The 18,534-nt window shown below is 72.1% G+C and carries 15 protein-coding genes; 4 read left to right on the forward strand and 11 right to left on the reverse strand.

The features are described 5' to 3' along the window. Nucleotides 1-49: 49 nt before the first annotated feature. The 4 genes from AB0L53_RS14710 to AB0L53_RS14725 form a co-directional block, all read right to left on the reverse strand. The gene (locus tag AB0L53_RS14710) at nt 50-361 is read right to left on the reverse strand and encodes a WhiB family transcriptional regulator (RefSeq protein WP_080036407.1); all 312 of its coding nucleotides are present in this window, start codon (nt 359-361) and stop codon (nt 50-52) included. A 101-nt stretch (nt 362-462) separates the two neighbouring features. Beyond that, complete coding sequence (locus tag AB0L53_RS14715) at nt 463-1,332, reverse strand: sucrase ferredoxin (RefSeq protein WP_363993353.1); 870 nt, start codon at nt 1,330-1,332, stop codon at nt 463-465. A gap of 109 nt (nt 1,333-1,441) precedes the next feature. Next, nucleotides 1,442-2,971, reverse strand: a complete 1,530-nt coding sequence (locus AB0L53_RS14720) for a glycerol-3-phosphate dehydrogenase/oxidase (protein ID WP_363993354.1) — start codon at nt 2,969-2,971, stop codon at nt 1,442-1,444. Between the two features lie 22 nt (nt 2,972-2,993). Continuing rightward, nucleotides 2,994-3,503 carry a helix-turn-helix domain-containing protein gene (locus tag AB0L53_RS14725; protein WP_357941113.1) on the reverse strand — a complete coding sequence of 170 codons (510 nt, stop codon included), beginning with the start codon at nt 3,501-3,503 and terminating at the stop codon, nt 2,994-2,996. A 31-nt stretch (nt 3,504-3,534) separates the two neighbouring features. Between AB0L53_RS14725 and AB0L53_RS14730 the strand changes: the two genes are divergently transcribed. Beyond that, a complete protein-coding gene (locus tag AB0L53_RS14730; RefSeq protein ID WP_363993659.1) occupies nt 3,535-5,175 on the forward strand; it encodes an FAD-binding oxidoreductase in 1,641 nt (546 codons plus the stop codon). Nucleotides 5,176-5,280: 105 nt separating this feature from the next. Here AB0L53_RS14730 and AB0L53_RS14735 read toward each other — a convergent pair whose 3' ends face one another. Beyond that, a complete protein-coding gene (locus tag AB0L53_RS14735; RefSeq protein WP_363993355.1) occupies nt 5,281-5,691 on the reverse strand; it encodes a hypothetical protein in 411 nt (136 codons plus the stop codon). A 147-nt stretch (nt 5,692-5,838) separates the two neighbouring features. Here AB0L53_RS14735 and AB0L53_RS14740 point away from each other — a divergent pair, with 147 nt between their 5' ends. Together AB0L53_RS14740 and AB0L53_RS14745 are read left to right on the forward strand one after the other, a co-directional pair. After that, nucleotides 5,839-7,326, forward strand: coding sequence for a metallophosphoesterase (locus tag AB0L53_RS14740; protein ID WP_363993356.1), 1,488 nt, complete (start codon nt 5,839-5,841; stop codon nt 7,324-7,326). A gap of 21 nt (nt 7,327-7,347) precedes the next feature. Further along, on the forward strand, nt 7,348-8,913 hold the full coding sequence (locus AB0L53_RS14745) for a bifunctional 3'-5' exonuclease/DNA polymerase (protein ID WP_363993357.1): 1,566 nt from the start codon (nt 7,348-7,350) through the stop codon (nt 8,911-8,913). Between the two features lie 11 nt (nt 8,914-8,924). On the opposite strand, the gene AB0L53_RS14750 is transcribed toward AB0L53_RS14745, so the two are convergent. Both AB0L53_RS14750 and AB0L53_RS14755 read right to left on the reverse strand, forming a co-directional pair. Next, a complete protein-coding gene (locus tag AB0L53_RS14750; RefSeq protein ID WP_363993358.1) occupies nt 8,925-10,214 on the reverse strand; it encodes an MFS transporter in 1,290 nt (429 codons plus the stop codon). Nucleotides 10,215-10,374: 160 nt separating this feature from the next. Further along, entirely contained in the window at nt 10,375-11,190 is an 816-nt protein-coding gene (locus tag AB0L53_RS14755; protein WP_363993359.1) for an MOSC N-terminal beta barrel domain-containing protein, read from the reverse strand. A 122-nt stretch (nt 11,191-11,312) separates the two neighbouring features. Here AB0L53_RS14755 and AB0L53_RS14760 point away from each other — a divergent pair, with 122 nt between their 5' ends. Further along, nucleotides 11,313-12,095 carry an alpha/beta fold hydrolase gene (locus AB0L53_RS14760; RefSeq protein WP_363993360.1) on the forward strand — a complete coding sequence of 261 codons (783 nt, stop codon included), beginning with the start codon at nt 11,313-11,315 and terminating at the stop codon, nt 12,093-12,095. A 65-nt stretch (nt 12,096-12,160) separates the two neighbouring features. Here the strand turns inward: AB0L53_RS14760 and AB0L53_RS14765 are convergent, their stop codons facing one another. The 4 genes from AB0L53_RS14765 to AB0L53_RS14780 form a co-directional block, all read right to left on the reverse strand. Continuing rightward, entirely contained in the window at nt 12,161-14,557 is a 2,397-nt protein-coding gene (locus AB0L53_RS14765; RefSeq protein ID WP_363993361.1) for a protein kinase, read from the reverse strand. Between the two features lie 226 nt (nt 14,558-14,783). Further along, nucleotides 14,784-16,166: a DUF1116 domain-containing protein gene (locus tag AB0L53_RS14770; protein WP_363993362.1), complete on the reverse strand. Its 1,383-nt coding sequence runs from the start codon at nt 16,164-16,166 to the stop codon at nt 14,784-14,786. Beyond that, on the reverse strand, nt 16,163-17,512 hold the full coding sequence (locus AB0L53_RS14775; RefSeq protein ID WP_363993363.1) for an FdrA family protein: 1,350 nt from the start codon (nt 17,510-17,512) through the stop codon (nt 16,163-16,165). The genes AB0L53_RS14770 and AB0L53_RS14775 overlap by 4 nt, the downstream gene beginning before the upstream one ends. Beyond that, on the reverse strand, nt 17,509-18,426 hold the full coding sequence (locus AB0L53_RS14780) for a DUF2877 domain-containing protein (protein ID WP_363993364.1): 918 nt from the start codon (nt 18,424-18,426) through the stop codon (nt 17,509-17,511). The genes AB0L53_RS14775 and AB0L53_RS14780 overlap by 4 nt, the downstream gene beginning before the upstream one ends. Nucleotides 18,427-18,534: the final 108 nt, after the last annotated feature.

Here is an 18,534-nt window from a genome sequence, read left to right on the forward strand (position 1 = left end):
GTTCATCGGGGCAACTGCATGATCACGCGGTGATCGCTGCCGGGTGGAGTCAGGCGGCGGAGATGCCGGCGCTGGCGGCGCGGCGCATGCGACGGCGACGCTCGGAAGCGCGCTCGTCCTCGTTCAGGCCACCCCACGTGCCGTACTTCTCCGGACGGGACAGCGCGTAGTCCAGGCACTCGTTGCGGACAGGGCACTGGGCGCAGATCGCCTTGGCCTTCCGCTCGCGCACGTCACGCTCGGGCTGCCGCTCCCCATCGGGGCCGAAGAAGAGCACGAGGTCCTCACCCCGGCACGCGGCATCATCCTGCCAACCCCAGCTGGGGCGCGGGCGGGCGAGCTGCCGACGTACCTGAGACATGAGAAAACCACCTTCGTGAGAGGTATTTCAGTAATTGAGCCGCATTGGACGTTTTCGGCGTCACTGTTCCAACGCAAAGGTGGGCCGTAGTGTTCCCGTGATCAGGTAAGGGCGGGCGTGGCGTACCGCACAGGCGTGAGCCTGTCCAGCGAAACCAGCCGGTAGGTGGTGATCTTCTCGGCGCAAGCCGTACCACACGGCGCTTGGAACACCGATGGCTCAACCACAACCTCAAACCGGACGTCGCCGCAGCGCACGATGGCTTCGGTGACGTCGCCGTCCGACCTGGAGGATTCCACGGCCACTGCGCCGACAGAACACTCTCCCGTATGGGTTCGGGCGAAGTGCTCGACGGCTTGCAATGGCTCAGGGATGCCTGCGCGTCCCCGGTAACGGTCGAGAATGATCTCGCCCGACCGGTACGCGTTAGCCGCTGCGATCGCAGCAGCCTGAGACATGCTGCCGTAGAAAATTCCGTGTGGCAAGCACACGAGGTTGGCGGCGTAGCGATCGCCGCCAACGTGTGACGTTTCCCATACTCTGTCCGGCCAGTTTTCGGCCAGGCTTCGAGCGATGGGTAGTCCAATGCGGGCGCAACACGCATTGCGCTTGGCGTGCGTGCAGACCAGAAATACCGGCTCGTCTTCAAGTATGCAGGACTCCGGGACCACTCCGGCCACCAGCGCGTCCAGGTCAAGATCCTCGGTACCTGCGATGACTCCGCTGGCCAGCCAGGGGTTGGGGCCCGTGGCGTAGCCCACTAGCACACGCAAGTCCTGCTCCTGTGGGCGGACCCGTCGGCCGGGGCGGCGGATGAGCTGGGGTCTGATGCCACGTTCTTGGGCTCGGCGCACGAGGTTCGAGATTTTTTCAGGAAGCTCGAAGGTTTCCAGATGTGACGGCCACGGCCCGTCGTACTCGACGAGTAGCCACAGCCGGGCCCCCACAGTGGCGCTGGCCAGATTCGGCACTCCGCCCGTGTGGCAACCATCCGGATGCTCGCAGCCCCTGGTCAACGCCCTCTCCCTTACTTGTGAATTAGGTAAGACTAACCTAACGGCCAGAGGGATGTACGGGTTATCAGCTGAAAGCCGCCCGGGCGGCCGGCAGCGCCGCCGCCCGGTCCTCGGGGACGAGGCCGATCCTGGTCCTGCGGTCGAGGAGGTCGTCCGCGTCGAGCGCGCCCTCGTGGGCGACGCACCACAGCAGCTCGCCCATCGTGATGCCGAGGCCGACCTCCTCGGGATGCGCCCGGACGAGTTCGTGCACGGCCGCCGCCTCGACGCCGTGGCGGGCGACCAGCCGCTCGGGCGGGCGGCCCGCGCCCGCCCCGGTTCGCGGGGTCACGGTGCCGTGATCCCGGACGGCTCCGACGAGCGGGATCGAGGCGGTACGACTCCGGCCCGCCGGGAGGTTCCCCACCGAGATCGCTCGATTCACCGCGTCCGCGGCCATCCGCCGGTATGTCGTGAGCTTGCCGCCCACGACCGTGACGACCCCTCCGTCCGCCTTCTCTTCATCTGCGAACACGGCGTGCCTGCGTGAGACGTCCGCCGTCCGCCCGTCCGCCGCCAGGAGCGGCCTGAGTCCCGCGTAGGCGCCCGCGACGGCCTCGCGGGCCACCGGTGCCGCCAGAACCGTGTTGAGCACGCTCAGGAGCGTCCTGATGTCCTCCTCCGGGGCCTCGGGCACGTCGGGGACGGGGCCGTCGAGGGGTTCGTCAGTCAGGCCCACGTGCACGCGGCCGTCGGCTTGGGGGAGTACGAGCGCGAATCGGTTGCTCTCTCCGGGAATCGGAATGTGCAGCCCGGACAGGAGACCCGGCAGGGTCCCGGGGCGGAGCACGAGGTGCGTGCCGCGTGACGGGCGCAGGCTCACCCGCGGGTCCAGCAGGCCCGCCCACACGCCCGCGGCGTTGATCACCGTCCTGGCCCGGACGCCGAACTCCGCGCCGGTCAGTTCGTCACGCACCTTGGCGCCCGCGCCGGTCAGCTCCAGGGCGCGGCACCGGGTCAGGATCCGGGCCCCGTACGCCGCCGCCGTCCTGGCTATGGCCACCACCAGCCGGGCGTCGTCGTACACGCGGCCGTCCCACGACAGCAGGCCGCCCCGCAGGCCGTCCTCGCTCAGCATGGGTGCGAGCGTGTGCGCCCGGGCGGCCGTCAGCCGGGACGGGCCGGGCAGCAGGCGGCGCGGCGTGCCGGCGGCGGCGCGCAGCCCGTCGCCGAGCCGGTAGCCGGTCATCAGCAGCTCCGCCCGTGACCTGGAGACCTCCGGCGTCAGCGGCAGCACGTACGGATGCGCCTTGACCAGGTGCGGAGCCGTCCGCCGCAGCAGGACGCCGCGCTCGACGGCGCTCTCGCGGGCCACGCCCACCTGACCCCTGGCGAGGTAGCGGAGGCCGCCGTGGATGAGCTTGGAACTGAACCTCGACGTGCCGAAGGCCAGGTCGTGCGCGTCGATCGCCGCTACGCTGAGACCGCGCGAAGCGGCGTCGAGCGCCGCGCCCGCCCCTGTCGCGCCCAGGCCCACGACCAGCACGTCTACCGTCTCCTCCGCGACCACGGCCAGCTCGCGGGCCCGTCGCGCGGCGTTCAGCGAGCTGTCCATGGGTCGCGTGGCGTTCGGCGGGCTATCCAAGGTAGGCCTCCAGCAGGGTGGCGAGTTCGGCGTCGAGTTCGTCGAGCGTCACGGGGTCGAGCATGGTGGGCGCCGACAGCAGGAACGACTGCGCCACGAGCAGCACCGCCCTGGCCTTGCGGCGGTCGCCGACGGCGGCTTCGAGCACGCCGAGCACCGCCTCGTGGGTGGCGCCGCGCCGATCCAGCAGGTACGGCAGCAGCAGCTCCGGGTCCGCTTCCACGATCTTGCGCCAGAGCGGATGGCCGCGCAGCCGCCGTACCCCTTCGACCACGGCGGCGACCGGGTCCGACAGGTCGAGCTCGGTGACGGCCAGCACCCACTCCCGCGTCATCAGGTCGGCGACCAGGCTCCGCACGTCGGGCCAGCGGCGATAGAGCGTCATCCGGGACACCCCCGCCCGCCGCGCCACGTCGGTGAGCGTGGTGCGCCGCACCCCGTAGGCGAGCACGCAGTCGCGGGCCGCGTCCAGCACGCCGTCATTGTGACGAATCGACGTCATATGTCACAGTGTAGACGTGCTGAACGAACCGATGCTGTGGTCGGGCTGGGGCGACCCCGCCAAGGCCCGCGAACTGCCCCCGCAGATCCGCGAGCTGCTCCACGACCTGCTGGGCGTACGCGAGCCGGCCGCTCCCGCCGCCTCGTTCGAGTCCGTACGGCTGGCCCCCGTCGCGCTCTCGCCCGCGCACCTGGCCGCTCTGGCCGATGTCGTGGGTCACGAACAGGTGCTGACCTCGCGCGCGGCCCGGATCCGGCACACGCGCGGCAAGTCGACCCCCGACCTGCTGCGGATGCGTGCGGGAGACGGCTCGGCCGCGCCCGACGCCGTGCTGCTGCCCGGCTCGCACGACGAGGTCGCCGCGCTGCTGCGGCTGTGCGCGGCCGAGCGGATCGCGGTGGTGCCCTTCGGCGGAGGCACCTCCGTGGTGGGCGGGCTGGCGGCCTCCCGGTCCGGCTTCGCCGGGGTGGTGGCGCTGGACCTGGCCCGGCTCGACCGGCTCGTCGCGGTCGACACCGAGTCGATGGTCGTCACCGCCGAGCCGGGACTGCGGGCGCCCGAGGCCGAACGGCTGCTCGAACGGCACGGGCTGACGCTGGGGCATTTCCCGCAGTCGTACGAGTACGCCACGCTCGGCGGATTCGCGGCGGCCCGGTCCAGCGGGCAGGCTTCGGCCGGTTACGGGCGCTTCGACGACATGGTGGTGGGTCTGACCGTCGCCACTCCCTCCGGCGACCTGGACCTGGGGCGCGCGCCCAAGTCGGCGGCGGGGCCCGATCTGCGGCAGCTCCTGCTGGGGTCCGAGGGGGTGTTCGGGGTGATCACGGCGCTGCGGCTGCGGGTGCGGCGGGTGCCTGGGCGGCGGGTGTACGAAGGGTGGCGGTTCGGGTCGTTCCGGGAGGGGACGGCCGCGCTGCGGGTGCTGGCGCAGGACGGGCCGCTGCCTACGGTGCTGCGGCTTTCGGACGAGACGGAGACCATGATCGGGCTGGCCCGGCCGGATGACATCGGGGGCGGCTCCAGCGGCTGCCTGGTGATCGCGGGTTACGAAGGCCCGGCCGAGGGCCCGGCAGACGGGCCGACTGACCGGCCGACCCACGGGCAGGAGGCGGGTTCCCCGGCGACGTCTTCCCCAGCGACATCGGTCGAGGGGCGCAGGACCGGAGCCGGGGCGGTGCTGGCGCGGATGGGCGGGGTGCCGCTCGGGACCGAGCCCGGACAGGCGTGGGAACACGGCCGGTTCTCAGCGCCGTACCTGCGCGACTCGCTGCTGGCCGCCGGCGCGACGGTGGAGACCATCGAGACGGCCGGGTTCTGGTCCGCGCTGCCGCGCCTGTACGACGCGGTACGGCTGGCCCTGCTCGGGGCGCTGGAGTCGCCGCTGGTCATGTGCCACATCTCGCACGTGTACGAGACCGGGGCCTCGCTGTACTTCACCGTCGTCACCGCGCAGAAGGGCGACCCGGTGGCGCAGTGGGAGGGGGCCAAGGAGGCGGTCAACGCGGCCATCGTGGCGGCGGGCGGCACGATCTCGCACCACCACGGCGTGGGCCGCGACCACCGCGAGGCGTACGCGGCCGAGCTGGGGCCCGTGGGCGTCGACATCCTGCGCGCCATCAAGGCCCGGCTCGACCCCTCGGGCATCCTGAACCCGGGCATCCTGATCCCCTGAGACCGACCTGGAGCCGCGGGCCTCGCGCCTGTTTTGGGGGCGCGGGCCTGGGCCTGGGCCGGGGGCGCAGGCCGGGGTCTGGGCCTGAGGTCTGGGGCCTGGTGGTCAGTCCGGTGGGTCGACCGACGCGGCCTCCGTCATGGCCGCCGCCGCTTCCCCATAGCGTTGCTGGGCCTCGTACACGTCCGCCAGGCAGGCCAGCGCGAACACCAGCGGCGCGCCACCCGCCGGACGGCAGAGCTCTACGGCCTCCTCGGCGTGCGGCAGCGCCTCCGCGGCCCGGCCGCGCTTGAGCAGCAGCTTGGCTGCGGCCAGCAGGCAACGGGCGAGCAGCAGCGCGTGCCCGTCGGGGTCCGCGGCGGCCAGCTCCCGGCTGAGCCCGATCGCCTGGTGGACCCTGTTGAGCGCCCCACCACCCCAGCGCGACCGTCTGCCGGCGTACGCCAGCAGCCCCTCTACGGCGGCCACCCCCGCGGTGCCCCTCCGGGTGGCGTCGTCCGAACCGTTCCGGGCCATGGCAGCCCCCCATCGCGGCGACGAACCGCTTGCTTGGGGCGTGAGGCTACACCATCGCGAACCGATTGTGTTCCCAACGGCACGCTGCGTTCGGACGCGCTTCGGGAAGTGGGTGCGGCTTGGGGAAGATCGCGTAAAGATGGAGTCATGGTGGAAGTCGCGGCTGAGCGTGGAAAGCAGCTCTCCTCCCGGGTGTCGGAGGAAGGCGCGGGGTGGGCCTGTCAGCGGATCGGCACGTTCGACGACCTGAGACCCGACAACAAGGGGTTCACCTGGTTCAGCCCGCGCACGCTGTGGCACTCGCGCAACCAGATCGTCGCCGGGCTCTTCGGTGACCCGTCCGGGAAGGTGCGCCGCAGGTGGGTCGCCGAGCAGGAGGCCCGTGGCGCCGACCCGGACTTCCGCGTCAAGCCGGAGGTGGGGGAGAGCTTCAGCTTCCTGCTGCTCGGCGACACGGGCGAGGGCGACGCCTCCCAGTACGCGGTCGTGCCCGGCCTGCTCAAGGTGGGCGAAGGCACCTCCTTCGCGGTCATCGCCAGCGACGTGCTCTATCCGGCCGGGTCCGGCAACGAGTACGAGAACAAGTTCTTCCGCCCGTACAAGGACTATGACGCGCCGATCTACGCGATCCCCGGCAACCACGACTGGTACGACGGGCTCGGCGGTTTCATGCGCGTGTTCTGCGACGCCCCGGCGCTCCCGCCCAAGCGGGATTCCGGGTTACGCGGCCTGCTCTGGCGCCGGTCGGAGACGATCGACGAGCGGCTGCTGGCCGAGGCTCGCACGTTCAGGGACCGTCCGGCGCAGCGGGCCGCGCAGCCGGGGCCGTACTGGGCGATCGAGACCCCGAGCCTGCTCATCGTGGGCGTCGACACCGGCATCCAGGGGGAGATCGACGCCCAGCAGACCGAATGGCTGCGGCGCACCTCTTTGGACCCGCGCCCGAAGATCCTCGTCACCGGCAAGCCGATCTACACACGCAACGACTACAAGCCGTCCCCGCTGGAGGGCGGCGGCACGATCGACGACATCATCCGCGCCCCCGAACACCGCTACGTGGCCGCCATCGGCGGCGACGTGCACAACTACCAGCGCTATCCCGTCAGGGTGGGCGACCGGGTGATCCAGTACATCGTCTCCGGGGGCGGGGGGGCGTTCATGCACGCCACCCACACCACCCGCCGGGTGGACGTGGCGGGCGTGCACGAGGACGACTTCAAGTGCTACCCCCTGCGCGGCGACTCGCTGTCCTTCTACAGTCAGCTGTACGCCAAGCGGCTCCGGATGAAGTGGATCTACCTCACCCCTGCCGAGGCCGCCTGCATCATGGCGGAGCAGATCAACAACACCCCGGTCCGGCCCGTCGCCGGACCCATCAAGATCACCCGCAGGATGAGGTGGGCGGCCCGGCTGCTCGGGGCCTGGCCGATGCCGCTCCGGCTGCCCGTGGGCACGGTCTTCCACCGCTACCTCTCCGAGCTGTCCGACTGGGACACACCGCCGTTCTTCAAGCAGTTCCTGCACCTTTCGGTCACGCCCGAGCTGCTCTCGGTGCGCTGCTTCGCCGCCACCGGCTGCCTGCCGCAAGAGGTGGATCCGCCGATGGAGGACGAGGTGCACATCAGTTTGTCGTAGTCACCTGGCACTCTGGACGGCGTGCACGTAGTGGTGACAGACGGGACGATCCTGCCGGTCGGTGGTCCGGCTCGCCGGGTCGACGACCTGGCGCGGGCCGTGCGCGAGCTCGAAGCCGAGCGGCCGCGCTGGGTCTGGGCGGACGCCCGCGAGATCTATCCGTCCCTGCTGTCCAAGGGTGTGCGGGTGTCACGCTGCCACGACCTGACGCTCACCGAGGGGCTGCTGCTCGCGTACGAGGGGCGATACGGCCAGCCGCGCTCGGCCAAGGCCGCCCACGCCAGGCTGCACGGCCTGCCGGTGCCCGACGATCGGCCCAGCGTGCCCGACACGCTGTTCGCGCCAGAGCCGCTCGGCGCGGAGGCGGTGGCGGAGGTGCTGGCCGACCAGCTGCGCCGGATCGAGGCGCTGCCCGAGCCGGGCCGGTTCCGGCTGCTGGTGGCGGCCGAGTCGGCGGGCGCGCTGATCGCCGCCGAGATGGGCCACGACGGCATGCCGTGGCGCCGGGACGTACACGACGCCCTGCTCACCGAGCTGCTCGGCCCGCGCCCGGTGCACGGCATGCGGCCGGCCAAGCTCCAGGCGCTGGCCGACGAGGTGTCGGCGGCGTTCGGGCATCCGGTCAATCCCGACTCGGTGCAGCAGCTGGTCAAGGCGTTCAAGGGGGCGGGCGTCGCGCTCAAGACCACCCGGTCGTGGGAGCTCAAGCAGCTCGACCACCCGGCGGTCGCGCCGCTGCTCGCCTACAAGGAGCTGGCCAGGCTGTACAGCTTCCACGGGTGGGTCTGGGCCGACCAGTGGGTGCGCGACGGGCGCTTCCGTGCCGAATACGTGGTGGCCGGTGTGGTGTCGGGGCGATGGGCCACCGACGGCGGCGGCGCGCTGCAGATCCCCAAGGTGATGCGCCGCGTGGTGGTCGCCGACGACGGCTGGACCCTGATCGTGGCCGACGCCGCCCAGCTGGAGCCGCGGGTGCTGGCCGCGATGGCCGCCGACGGGGGGCTGGCGCGGGCGGCGGGGGAGATCGACCTCTACTCGGCGCTGGCCAAGTCGTTCGGGGGCGAGCGCGCCAACGCCAAGATCGCGATGCTGTCCGCCATGTACGGCGGCACCAGCGGTGACGCCTCCAAGCTGCTGGCGGTGATGCGGCAGCGCTTCCCCAAGGCCTACCAGTTCGTCGAGGACGCGGCCAAGGCGGGAGAGGAGGGTCGGCTGGTGCGCTCCTGGCTCGGCCGCACCAGCCCGCCGCCGTCGGAGGGGTGGAAGTCCCTGGTGTCGGGGCCCGAGGGGAGCCGGGCGATCCGGGATCGTGGGCGCTTCACCCGCAACTTCGTCGTGCAGGCCACCGCCGCCGAGTGGGCGCTGGTGCTGATGGCGGTGCTGCGGGGGCGGTTGTCCGGCCCGGCCAGACTGGTGTTCTTCCAGCACGACGAGATCATGGTGCACTGCCCACTCGACCAGGCCGAAGAGGTGATGGCCGCGGTGTCGGAGTCGGCCGCCGAGGCCAGCCGCCTGCTGTTCGGGGGGACGCCGGTGCGCTTCCCGATGGAGGCGGTCGCGGTCTCCTGCTACGCCGACGCGAAATGACTCCGCGGGCGTCACATGGCGGGTGTCAGCGGGCCGCTGTTCACGTGGCGCCAGGTGATCGCCAGCCAGCCTCCGGCCAGGGTCACCATCACCCCCACCACCAGTCCGAGCACCCCGTACGACAGCCCGCCCACGATCGCGCCCGCGATGATCGTGCCGGTGGCGCCGCACACGTTCATCAGCAGGTCGGACAGGCCCTGCACGGCGGGCCGGCTGCCGACCGGAACTGACTCGCTGACCAGCGCCGACCCCGCCACCAGGCCGCACGACCAGCCGAGGCCGAGCAGCACCAGCGCGGTGGTCACCTGCCAGACGCGGTGCCCGGCCGTACCCGCCAGGACGGCGGCGCTGAGCAGCAGCGCCATGCCGAGCAGCAGCACCGGCACCTTGCCCGCCTTGTCGGCCAGCCAGCCCACCACCGGCGACATGACGTACATCCCGGCGATGTGCAGGCTGATCACCAGGCCGATGACGTCGAGGTTCGAGCCGTCGTGGTGGAGTTTGACCGGGGTCATCGACATGACCGACACCATCGCGGTGTGGCTGACCGCGATCATGACCAGGGCCTTGCGGGCCATGGGGGTGGTGCGCAGGGTCGTCCAGGCGTTCCTGATCGTCCGGTTCTGACCGGCGGCGGGGGGTTGCGTGTCGTTCAGCCGGCGGGCCAGTTTGAGCGGGTCCGGGCGCAGGCCGACCAGGATGATGAGCATCGCCAGCGCGAACGCCAGCGCCGCGAACGCGAACGGCCCGGCCTTCTCCACGAGGCCCGCGCTCATGCCGATCTGGTCCGCGGGCTTGGCCAGGTTCGGGCCGGCGACGGAGCCGATGGTGGCCGCCCAGACGACCAGGGACAGGTGCCTGGCGGCGTGTCCCGGCGGTGACAGATCGGTCGCCGAGTAGCGGGCCGCCAGGTTGCCCGCGCTGCCGCCGCCCACCAGGACCAGTCCGACCAGCAGCAGCGGCCAGTTACCGAGGCTGATGGCGCCGACGGACAGCGCGCAGCCCGCCAGCGCGGCCACGTACGCCAGCGTCAGGCCCGTCCGCCGGCCGCCACTGCCGGACGCCTTGGCGGTCGGCAGGGCCAGGAGGGCCGCGCCGAGTACGGTCGCGGTGCCCGCGAAGCCGCTGATCACGGTGGATCCGGAGAGCTCGTCGACGACGACGGAGCTCAGTGCCAGGCCGACTGCGACGCCTACGCCGCCCACTATTTGCGCGGCGGACAGGATCACCAGAGTGCGCCGCTGGACGGCCCGGATCCGGTCAGGGGATGAAATATCGGGCTTTATAGGGGCGCTGGTCACTTGTGAAGTCTCGCATAGCCCATGAGATCCCCCAAAAGGCCCAAATCACCCCACGCGGCGTTATTCAACTACTTATGGGTGCTTTCGGATGTTTGGCAGGGTGGGATGGGGTTTCGCCGCCCGGCTCGGAGGTTCGCCCGCCTGGCTCCGAGGAACCGGCTCAGAGGATCGTCACCGGATCCCCCTGCGCGATCCGGCCAGGGGCGTCCGGGATGAGGTTCACGCCGAACCAGACCTTGCCGTCCCACCTGCGGTGCCTGGCCAGGGTGCGGATGGGCTCCTTGCCCTTGGTGTAGGTGGCGGCGTCCACGGTGGTCAGTACGCATCGGTCACAGCCCTTGACCACCCGGAACTCCGTGTCGCCGACGCGGACGCGCCTCCATCCGTCCTCGGCGAAGGCGTCCGGCACGCCGTCCACGACCACGTTCGGCCGGAACCTGCTCATGGGCAGCGGCGCGGGCAGTTCCTCGCCGCTCTCGACCGCCGTCTCCGCGATCCAGTCGTTGAGCCGGGCCAGGGAAGCGGTGGAGGTGAGCAGCAGCGGATACGCGTCGGCCAGGCTGACCCGGTCGTCCGGCCGGCCGTACTCGGGATCGACGGGACGGCAGGTGGGGTCGTCCTGCCAGGCCAGCCGGACGGGGCGGTCGATCAGCGCGCTCAGCCACGCGGCCGCGTCGTCGCCGCAGTCGGTCAGCTCAATCGACGTCTTCCGCATCTTGATCACCGAACGGCCGGCAGTGGGACTGACCCGCAGCGGCGCGGCGTGCGGGCCGGTGAGCTTGAGCGTCTCGCCGCCCGGCTCCGGCACGCACATCAGCAGCCGGGGGAGCTCGCGGGCGGTCAGCATCTCGCCGTGCTCGTCGACGATGAGGTAGCGCCGGTCACCGGCCAGGCCCCAGGGCTGCACCTCGGCCTCAGGTACCTCGTGTCCGGTCGTCGATTTGACGGGATAGATGTGGATGCTCGCCAGCTTCATCTGGCCGACGGTACATGACGCCCACCTGCGGGGGATTCGGCGACCGGCCAAGGGCTGAGGCGCTGGGGAGCGGCCGCCGGGCGGCTGTTAGCGTACCGATCATTCCGAGCGAGGAGAGCCTTGTGAGAGCTGCCACACCTGCGGTGACCTTCGACAGTGACGGGGTCCCGTTGCTGGGAGTGCTGCACCTGCCGGCGGGCGAGGGGCCGCATCCGACCGTGGTGGTGCTGCACGGGTTTCCCGGCAATGAGCGCAACTTCGATCTGGCCCAGGCGCTGCGCCAGGCGGGGTACGCCAGCCTGGTCTTCCACTACCGGGGCTCTTGGGGGGTCGGTGGGGACTGGTCGTGGGGGAACGGCCTGGCGGACGCGGCGCGGGTGGTGGCTGCCGTGCGGGAGAAGCCGTTCGCGGCCGAGCACCGGCTCGACCCGGAGCGGGTCGCCGTTGTCGGACACAGCTTCGGCGGGTTCGTCGCGCTGATGACGGCCGCCGCGGATCCGGGCATCGCGGCAACCGTGTCGGTGTCCGCCTTCGACATGGGTACGGCCTCCCGCGGGCTCGACGCCGAAGGGCGGCGGGAGTACGTCGAGGCGTTCGACGGTGAGTTGCTCCCGCTCACCGGCACCAGTGGTGAAGCGCTGGTGGCCGAGATGGAGGCCGCGGGGGAGGGGTGGAGCCTGGCCTCGCTGGCACCCGCGTTCGCCGGGCGCCCGGTGATGCTGATCGGGACCGGACTCGACCCCGTGACGCCCGCCGCGGTGCACCACCGGCCGCTGCTGCCCGCGTACGCGGGGGCGGCGCTCGAACACCACGAATGGGCCACCGACCACGCCCTGTCCGACCACCGCGCCGAATTGGCCACGACGGTCCGCGACTTCCTCGACCGCGCTCTCGGCGTGCGGTAACCGTTCAGATCCCGGCCGCGCTCCACCCATCCGCGCTCATGACGCGGTGGCTGGGTCTCACGTGGTCACGTCTGGCGGAAGGTGTCGAAGAAGACCTTGCGGGTTTCGGCCTGGTCGTCCCACTTGAGTTCGGGCATGTTGAAGGTGATCTTGTACGCGTTGGTGTCGTCGATCGTGACGAACCGGGTCAGCGCGTGCATGGGGACGCCGTTGGCCAGGGTGTAGGTGTACTCCCAGTCGGCGGCCTTCCAGTCGCGATACCGCGTCGCCTGGAGCTGGACCTGGATGTAGCCGTCGACGCGACCGGCCGCCTCCTCGCGGGTCAGTTCCGACAGGCCCCCGTCCTGCTGCGGGGTCGTCTGCTCGATGCGGGTCGTCATGCCGGAGTCCTTGGGCCCGGTGAAGGTGGCGTCGCCACCTGACGCGGTCAGCTTCCAGCCGTCGGGGACGGCGGCGGAGAAGCCGGGCGGGGTCTGCTCGCTGAAGCCCTTGGGCACGGTCGCCGTCAGGGGATCGGCGGCGGGTGGCGACGACACCTCCTGGGTGATCGCCACGCTCGGCACCGGCGCGGGTGCGCTGCCCGTGCGGACGTACAGGACGACGGCCACGATCACGCCGATGGTGGCGATGCCCGTGACGATCAGGCGCGGGGTGGGGCGGCCGTCGCGGAGCCAGCCGCCCTCATCGTCGTCCTCGTGCCTGCGCCTGCTCTTGGTCAGGCGCTCCGAGGTGGCGCTGGGCAGCTTGGTGAGACGGTCGTGGGTCAGGTCGCGTGACAGGTCGATGGCCTGGTCGCGCAGGTGGTCCGGCGAGGCCAGCGGCCAGGGGGCGGCGCGGCTGTCGCTGGTCAGGGGCAGGATCGGCTGCGGGCCCGACGGGCTCGGGGCGTCCGCACGCGATTCCGGGATCCGGCGCGGCCCCGAAGGGCTCCCGAACGCCCCGCTGTCAGAGGCCCGATGGGATCCCGACGACCCGCCGAACGACGGCGGCGCACCGAGCGGCCCGCCCGACGGGAAGCCCGGCGACGACGGAGGCCCGCTGGACGGGAAACTTGGCGACGACGGTGGCCCGCCTGCTGGGAAGCCCGGTGACGACGGCGGTCCACTCGCTGGAAAGCCCGGCGACGACGGCGGCCCGTCCAGCGGGGAGCCCGGCGAGGACACGGGCCCGGACGGGAAGCTGCCCGACGGGAAGCTGCCCGACGGGAAGCTGCCCGACGGGTAGCTGCCTGACGGGTAGCTGCCTGACGGGTAGCTGCCTGACGGGTAGCTGCCCGGAAGGGGACGCACCAAGGACGGTCCGGCCGGATCGCTCAGCGACGGGTGCGGCCCCGTCGGCGGGCGCTCCCCGGCCTCCGGTATCCGGTGCGACCCCGACTGGCTGGTGAACGCCTCGAACCCGTCCGCCCGGGGCAGCGACGGCAGCGCGTCCGTGCGGTGGCTGCCCGACGGGCTCGACATCCCCTCGTAGGGCATGGAGTAGCCGCCCGAAGGGCTGTTCAGTGGGTCGTACGGGACGCGTACCGGCCCTGAGGGCGTCTCCACGATCCGCGACGGCATCGGCCCGGACAGCGAGTCGAACGGCGGCAGCAACCCGGCGGGCGTCGAGTCCGCCTGCGTGGGCAGTGACCGCGAGGTCTCGGCGGGTCGCGGGCGGGTCGAGCCGTGGGCGTGCAGGATCCGCTCCAGCAGCTCGCCGACCTGCTCGGCGGTGAGACGTTCGGCCGGGTTCTTGCGCAGCAGGCCCTCGATCACCGGTGCCAGCGCGCCCGCCCGCTGCGGCGTGACGGGGTCCTGCGTGAGGACCGCGCCCAGCACCGCGATGGGGTCCGGCCCCTCGTACGGCGGGCGCCCCTCCACGGCCGCGTACATCGTCGCCCCGAACGACCACAGGTCGGCCGCCTGGGTGATCGACTGCCCGGACAGCCGCTCCGGCGGGATGTAGGCGGGCGAGCCCATGAGCAGCCCGGTCTGCGTGATCGTGACGTCGCCCTCGATCGCGGCGATGCCGAAGTCGGTCAGCACCACGCGGTCGGAGGTGAGCAGGACGTTGCCCGGCTTGATGTCACGGTGCAGGATGCCGGCCGCGTGCGCGTGCCGGACCGCGTCGAGCACCCGGATGCCGATCTCGGCGGCCTGGATCACCGGGAGGGGTCCGCTCTGCCGGACCGCCTGCTCCAGGGACCACGCCCGGACCAGCTCCATGACGATCCACGGCCGGCCGTCCTCCTCGACGACGTCGTGCACGGTCACGATGCCGGGGTGCGTCAGTCGCGCGGCGGACCTGGCCTCGCGCAGCATGCGCCGGTGGGCCACCTGCTTGCCCGCCTGGTCGAGCCCGTACGGCAGGATCAGCTCCTTGACCGCCACGTCACGGGCGAGCAGCACATCATGCGCGTGCCACACCATCCCCATGCCGCCCCGGCCGACCGGTGACATCAACCGGTAGCGCCTGCCGATCAAACGACCCTGGCTCTGTGAAGCGTTTCCCTCCGCACCGGGTCCGCTGAGCAAGCGGTCGGCTGCCATGTTCCCGCCCCAATCTCCAGCCTCATCGGTCACAAGCGTCGCGCCGCCATACGTCAAGATTATGAGCGTTGGCCACGATATAGGCAGGTCATTCCCAAGGGAACCACAACTCGGCTCTTACAAATGCCTTGACGTGTCGCAATATCGCCCATCAATTGGATCAATTACGGTCGGCGGCCAGGGCGTGCAACGCGGCGGTAAATGCCTCTACCGGGGGCTTCACCAGGCCCGCGCCGACCTGGCCGGTGCCCGCCACGCGGCCCGCGATGCCGGTGTTGACGACGGGCAACACGCCGGTCCTGGCCACCAGGGTGATGTCGATGCCGACCGGTGTGCCGCGGAAGCCGAGCCCCGGGATCTGGTAGGCGGGATGCTCGGCCAGCGTGATCTCGTACATGGACCGGGTCGCCGCCACCGCGTCCGCCACCTCGCCGCCGACGAACCGCACGATGGCCGGGGACGCCGCCATCGCGAAGCCGCCCAGGCCCGACGTCTCGGTGATCGTGGAGTCGCCGATGTCCGGGTTGGCGTCCGCCGGGCCGTACGCGCCGAGGTAGAGCCCGTCCGGCACGCCCGCAGGACCGGTGAACCACCGATCGCCCAGCCCCGAGACCTGTACCCCGAAGTCGGTGCCGTTGCGGGCCATGGCGACGACCATCGAGGAGCCGGGTACGTTCCTGGCCGCGTCGGTGCTCACCTTGCCCGCGGCCATGGCGGCGTTCAGGAAGAAGTGGTCGTTGCCGTTGACGAAGCGCAGCACCTCGGCGGCGCTGCCGGCCGCGGCCTCGACCACCCAGGGGGCCAGCTCGCGCAGGAACAGCGAGGTGGCGGCGCGGTTGCGGTTGTGCAGTTCGTCGCCCATCTGCAGCGCCTGCGCGATCATCGCGCGCAGGTCGATCGGGCCGCCCAGCTCGATCGCGGCCGACAGGACGGGCCCGAGCACCCGGTCCATCCACTGCAGCCGCTCCAGCACCTCGGGCCCGTACGCGCCGTAGCGCAGCACCTTGCCCAGGCCTTCGTTGAGCGAGCAGTACGCCGTGCCGCCGTGTTCGGTGTCGCGTACCTCCAGCATCCACATCGACGGGCTCACCACGCCCGCCATCGGGCCGACCGTGGCGTGCCGATGGCAGGGCTCCAGGCGTACCCGGCCGGCGGCCAGCAGCTCCTCGGCCGCCGGCACGTCGTGGGCGTACTCCTCGAGCAGCATCGCGCCGATCAGCGCCCCGCGCATCGGGCCCGACGCGCGCTCCCAGTCGATAGGCGGCCCCGCGTGCAGGAACATCCGCTCCGGCAGGTCGAGCACCTCCGAGGCCCGCCGTACCCCGACGAGCTGGGGGCGGGCCGAGGTCAGGCGGCCGACGGCTCGTTCGTTGGCCGCGGGCAGGCGCGGGTCGGCGAGCACCCGCGCGAGCGCGTCCGCGGTGCCGGGCAGGGGCGGGCGCCACGCGACGGCGGTCGTGGGCACGGCCTGCGCGTCGAGCGACTCCTGGAGGAGGGCGGCGCCGACGGTGATCACGTGGGGCGGACCGGAGAGCAGAGTCAAAGGAGGTTCCTGGCGTGCCGGGCGGCTTGGGCGTTGGAGGTGTAGACGGTGGCGCCCGCCTCGCGGAACGCCGCGGCCTGCCGGTGCAGGCCCTGGGGGTCGCCCTCGGTGCCGATGAGCGCGACGACGACGGTGGCTCCGTGGTGGGTGGCGTGGGCGACGGCCGAGGCGAGGGAGGCGGCCGGGTCGGGGTCGGCGCCGTGGCCGAGCACGACGTCCATGAGGATCACGTCGCCCGGCTCCACCTGGGCGAGGGCCTCCAGGCGGAGCGTCGGGTCGATCATCGGATGGGCGCGGCCCCTGGTGTAGGCGTCGTCGCCGTAGTCGGTGAACTCGCCCGCCCCGGCGATCAGGCTCGCCTCGGCGCACAGCGTGCCGCCCGAGTAGACGCCCTTGAGCTTCGTGTACGCCGACGTGGGCGACCAGCCGGGCCACGACTCCCAGGCGGGGACGGGCCGGCCGAGGGCGCGCAGCGCCTCCTCCGTGGCCGCCGTCAGATCGCGCTCCCCGAGCAGCGCCGAGACGACCGGCGTGCCCAGCGTCTCCACCACCTCCTGTACGGCCCGCGCCACCGCCGGGTCGGGCCGCTTGGAGACCAGCACGATCAGCTCCGTGGCCGGGTCCTCGTCCAGCATGCGCAGCGCCCGCATCGCCGACAGCCCGCCCACCTCGGCCGACAGGTCCCTGCCGCCCACGCCGAGCACGTGGGTGACCCCGGCGCCCGCCTGGTCGAGCAGGGACGTCACCTGCTGGGCGCCGGTGCCGGAGGCCGCGACGACGCCGATCGGACCCGGCCTGAGCACGTTGGCGAACCCCAGCCCCACCCCGGCGATCACGGAGGTGCCGCAGTCGGGGCCCATGACCAGCACGTCCCGCTCCTCGGCCAGCAGCTTGAGCCGCCGCTCCTGGGCGACCGGCACGCCGTCGCTGAAGATCATCACGGGCAGTCCCGCGTGGACCGCGTCGAGCGCCTCGGCGAACGCGTGCTCTCCCGGAACCGACACGAGCACCAGGTCGGCCGGGCTTCTGGCCGCCGAGAGGGTGGTGAGCGGGGGTTGGTCGGCGGCCGCCTGGGTCCGGGAGGCGGACAGCCGGGCCAGGGCGTGGTCGAGCTCGCCGGTGGCGGTGTCCACGCTGTCGCCGCGCAGGGCGACGAGCAGGTCGCCCGGGTCGGCGGAGGGCAGGTCGAAGCCCAGGTCGCGGGCCAAGGCGAGGTTCAGTTCCGTGGCCATGGCGACGATGGCCACCCGCATGCCGGGCAGATCCGACAGCGAGCGGCTCACGCGCATGAGGGTGACCGAGTCGTGGTAGACGCCCTTGCGCAGCAGCACCGCGTCGCGGGTCATCCGGTCACGCTCAAGGCGCGGGCCGGATCCGGGGCGTCCGTCATGGCCTCCGTCATGGCCTCCGTCATGGCCGCTGTCATGGCCAGGACGGTGTCGAGACCGATGGAGATGCCCTGGAGCAGGTCGGACCCGGAGGTGTGGCCGAGCCGCCGCAGCTGCCGCCGCGCCGGTTCGAGCTCCTGCCGCCCGGCGATGCCGCGCAGCACGGCGATCACCTCGGGGCTGGCCTCGCCTCTGGCCGCGCAGTGCAGGAGGGTCGCCGAGATCGGTGTCGTACGGGTGCGGGCGTCGTACGTTACGGCCGCGGCCAGCCAGTCCGCCAGCCACACCGCCCGCTGCGCCCCGGCCGCCGCGCCGAGGTGCCTGAGCGTCACCAGCAGCCCGGCCAGCACGTCGTCCCCGCTCGGCGTCAGTCCCGGACCGAGGCCGACCAGCCGCTCGGCCGCCGTCACCGCGCCCAGCAACCGGCCGCTCGCGCAGCCGGCCGCCAGGAGTTCGATGGCCTCGTTGCCCGCCAGTCCCGGCTCGCCGGGGGTCAGGCGAGGGGCGGCCTGCCTGAGCCGTACGGGATCGACCCGGCCGAGCGGCGGCGCGGGATCCCACCAGCGGCGCGCCCGCACGCTCAGCCGCCCCAGCTCGATGGCGCCGTCGCCCACGGCGGCCTCGTCACCCACAGTGACGCGCGGCAGCTCGGCGGCCAACAGCACGGAGTTGGGCAGCCGCGTCGCCGCGCCCGTGATGACGGCCAGCACGGACGGCTCCAGCTCCGTCCTGACCTCCAGGTACACCCCGGCGGGGAAGACGGCCAGCACCCGCGCGGGACTGCGCGGCGCCGCCAGCACAGGGCGTACCGCCGCGCTGGCCGCTCCTGTCACATGGGTACGCGGGTGCCTCGCATGAATACCGACGGTCACCGAACCTCCCTACCGGCTCTGGACCTGACCGTAGAACGTGCCGCACAACCGTCCGTACGGAGAAATTTGCCAAGAGTCAGCGTGAAGGTTGGCTCTTCCTGACAGACC

The organism is Nonomuraea sp. NPDC052129 (assembly GCF_040680095.1).
Classification (GTDB): Bacteria; Actinomycetota; Actinomycetes; order Streptosporangiales; family Streptosporangiaceae; genus Nonomuraea.

Excerpts from the sequence above, each read along its gene's own strand:
- AB0L53_RS14710 (WP_080036407.1), bottom strand. The coding sequence starts at position 361 with ATGTCTCAGGTACGTCGGCAGCTCGCCCGCCCGCGCCCCAGCTGGGGT.
- AB0L53_RS14720 (WP_363993354.1), bottom strand. The coding sequence starts at position 2,971 with ATGGACAGCTCGCTGAACGCCGCGCGACGGGCCCGCGAGCTGGCCGTG.
- AB0L53_RS14725 (WP_357941113.1), bottom strand. The coding sequence starts at position 3,503 with ATGACGTCGATTCGTCACAATGACGGCGTGCTGGACGCGGCCCGCGAC.
- AB0L53_RS14730 (WP_363993659.1), top strand. The coding sequence starts at position 3,535 with ATGCTGTGGTCGGGCTGGGGCGACCCCGCCAAGGCCCGCGAACTGCCC.
- AB0L53_RS14735 (WP_363993355.1), bottom strand. The coding sequence starts at position 5,691 with ATGGCCCGGAACGGTTCGGACGACGCCACCCGGAGGGGCACCGCGGGG.
- AB0L53_RS14740 (WP_363993356.1), top strand. The coding sequence starts at position 5,839 with ATGGTGGAAGTCGCGGCTGAGCGTGGAAAGCAGCTCTCCTCCCGGGTG.
- AB0L53_RS14755 (WP_363993359.1), bottom strand. The coding sequence starts at position 11,190 with ATGAAGCTGGCGAGCATCCACATCTATCCCGTCAAATCGACGACCGGA.
- AB0L53_RS14775 (WP_363993363.1), bottom strand. The coding sequence starts at position 17,512 with ATGACCCGCGACGCGGTGCTGCTGCGCAAGGGCGTCTACCACGACTCG.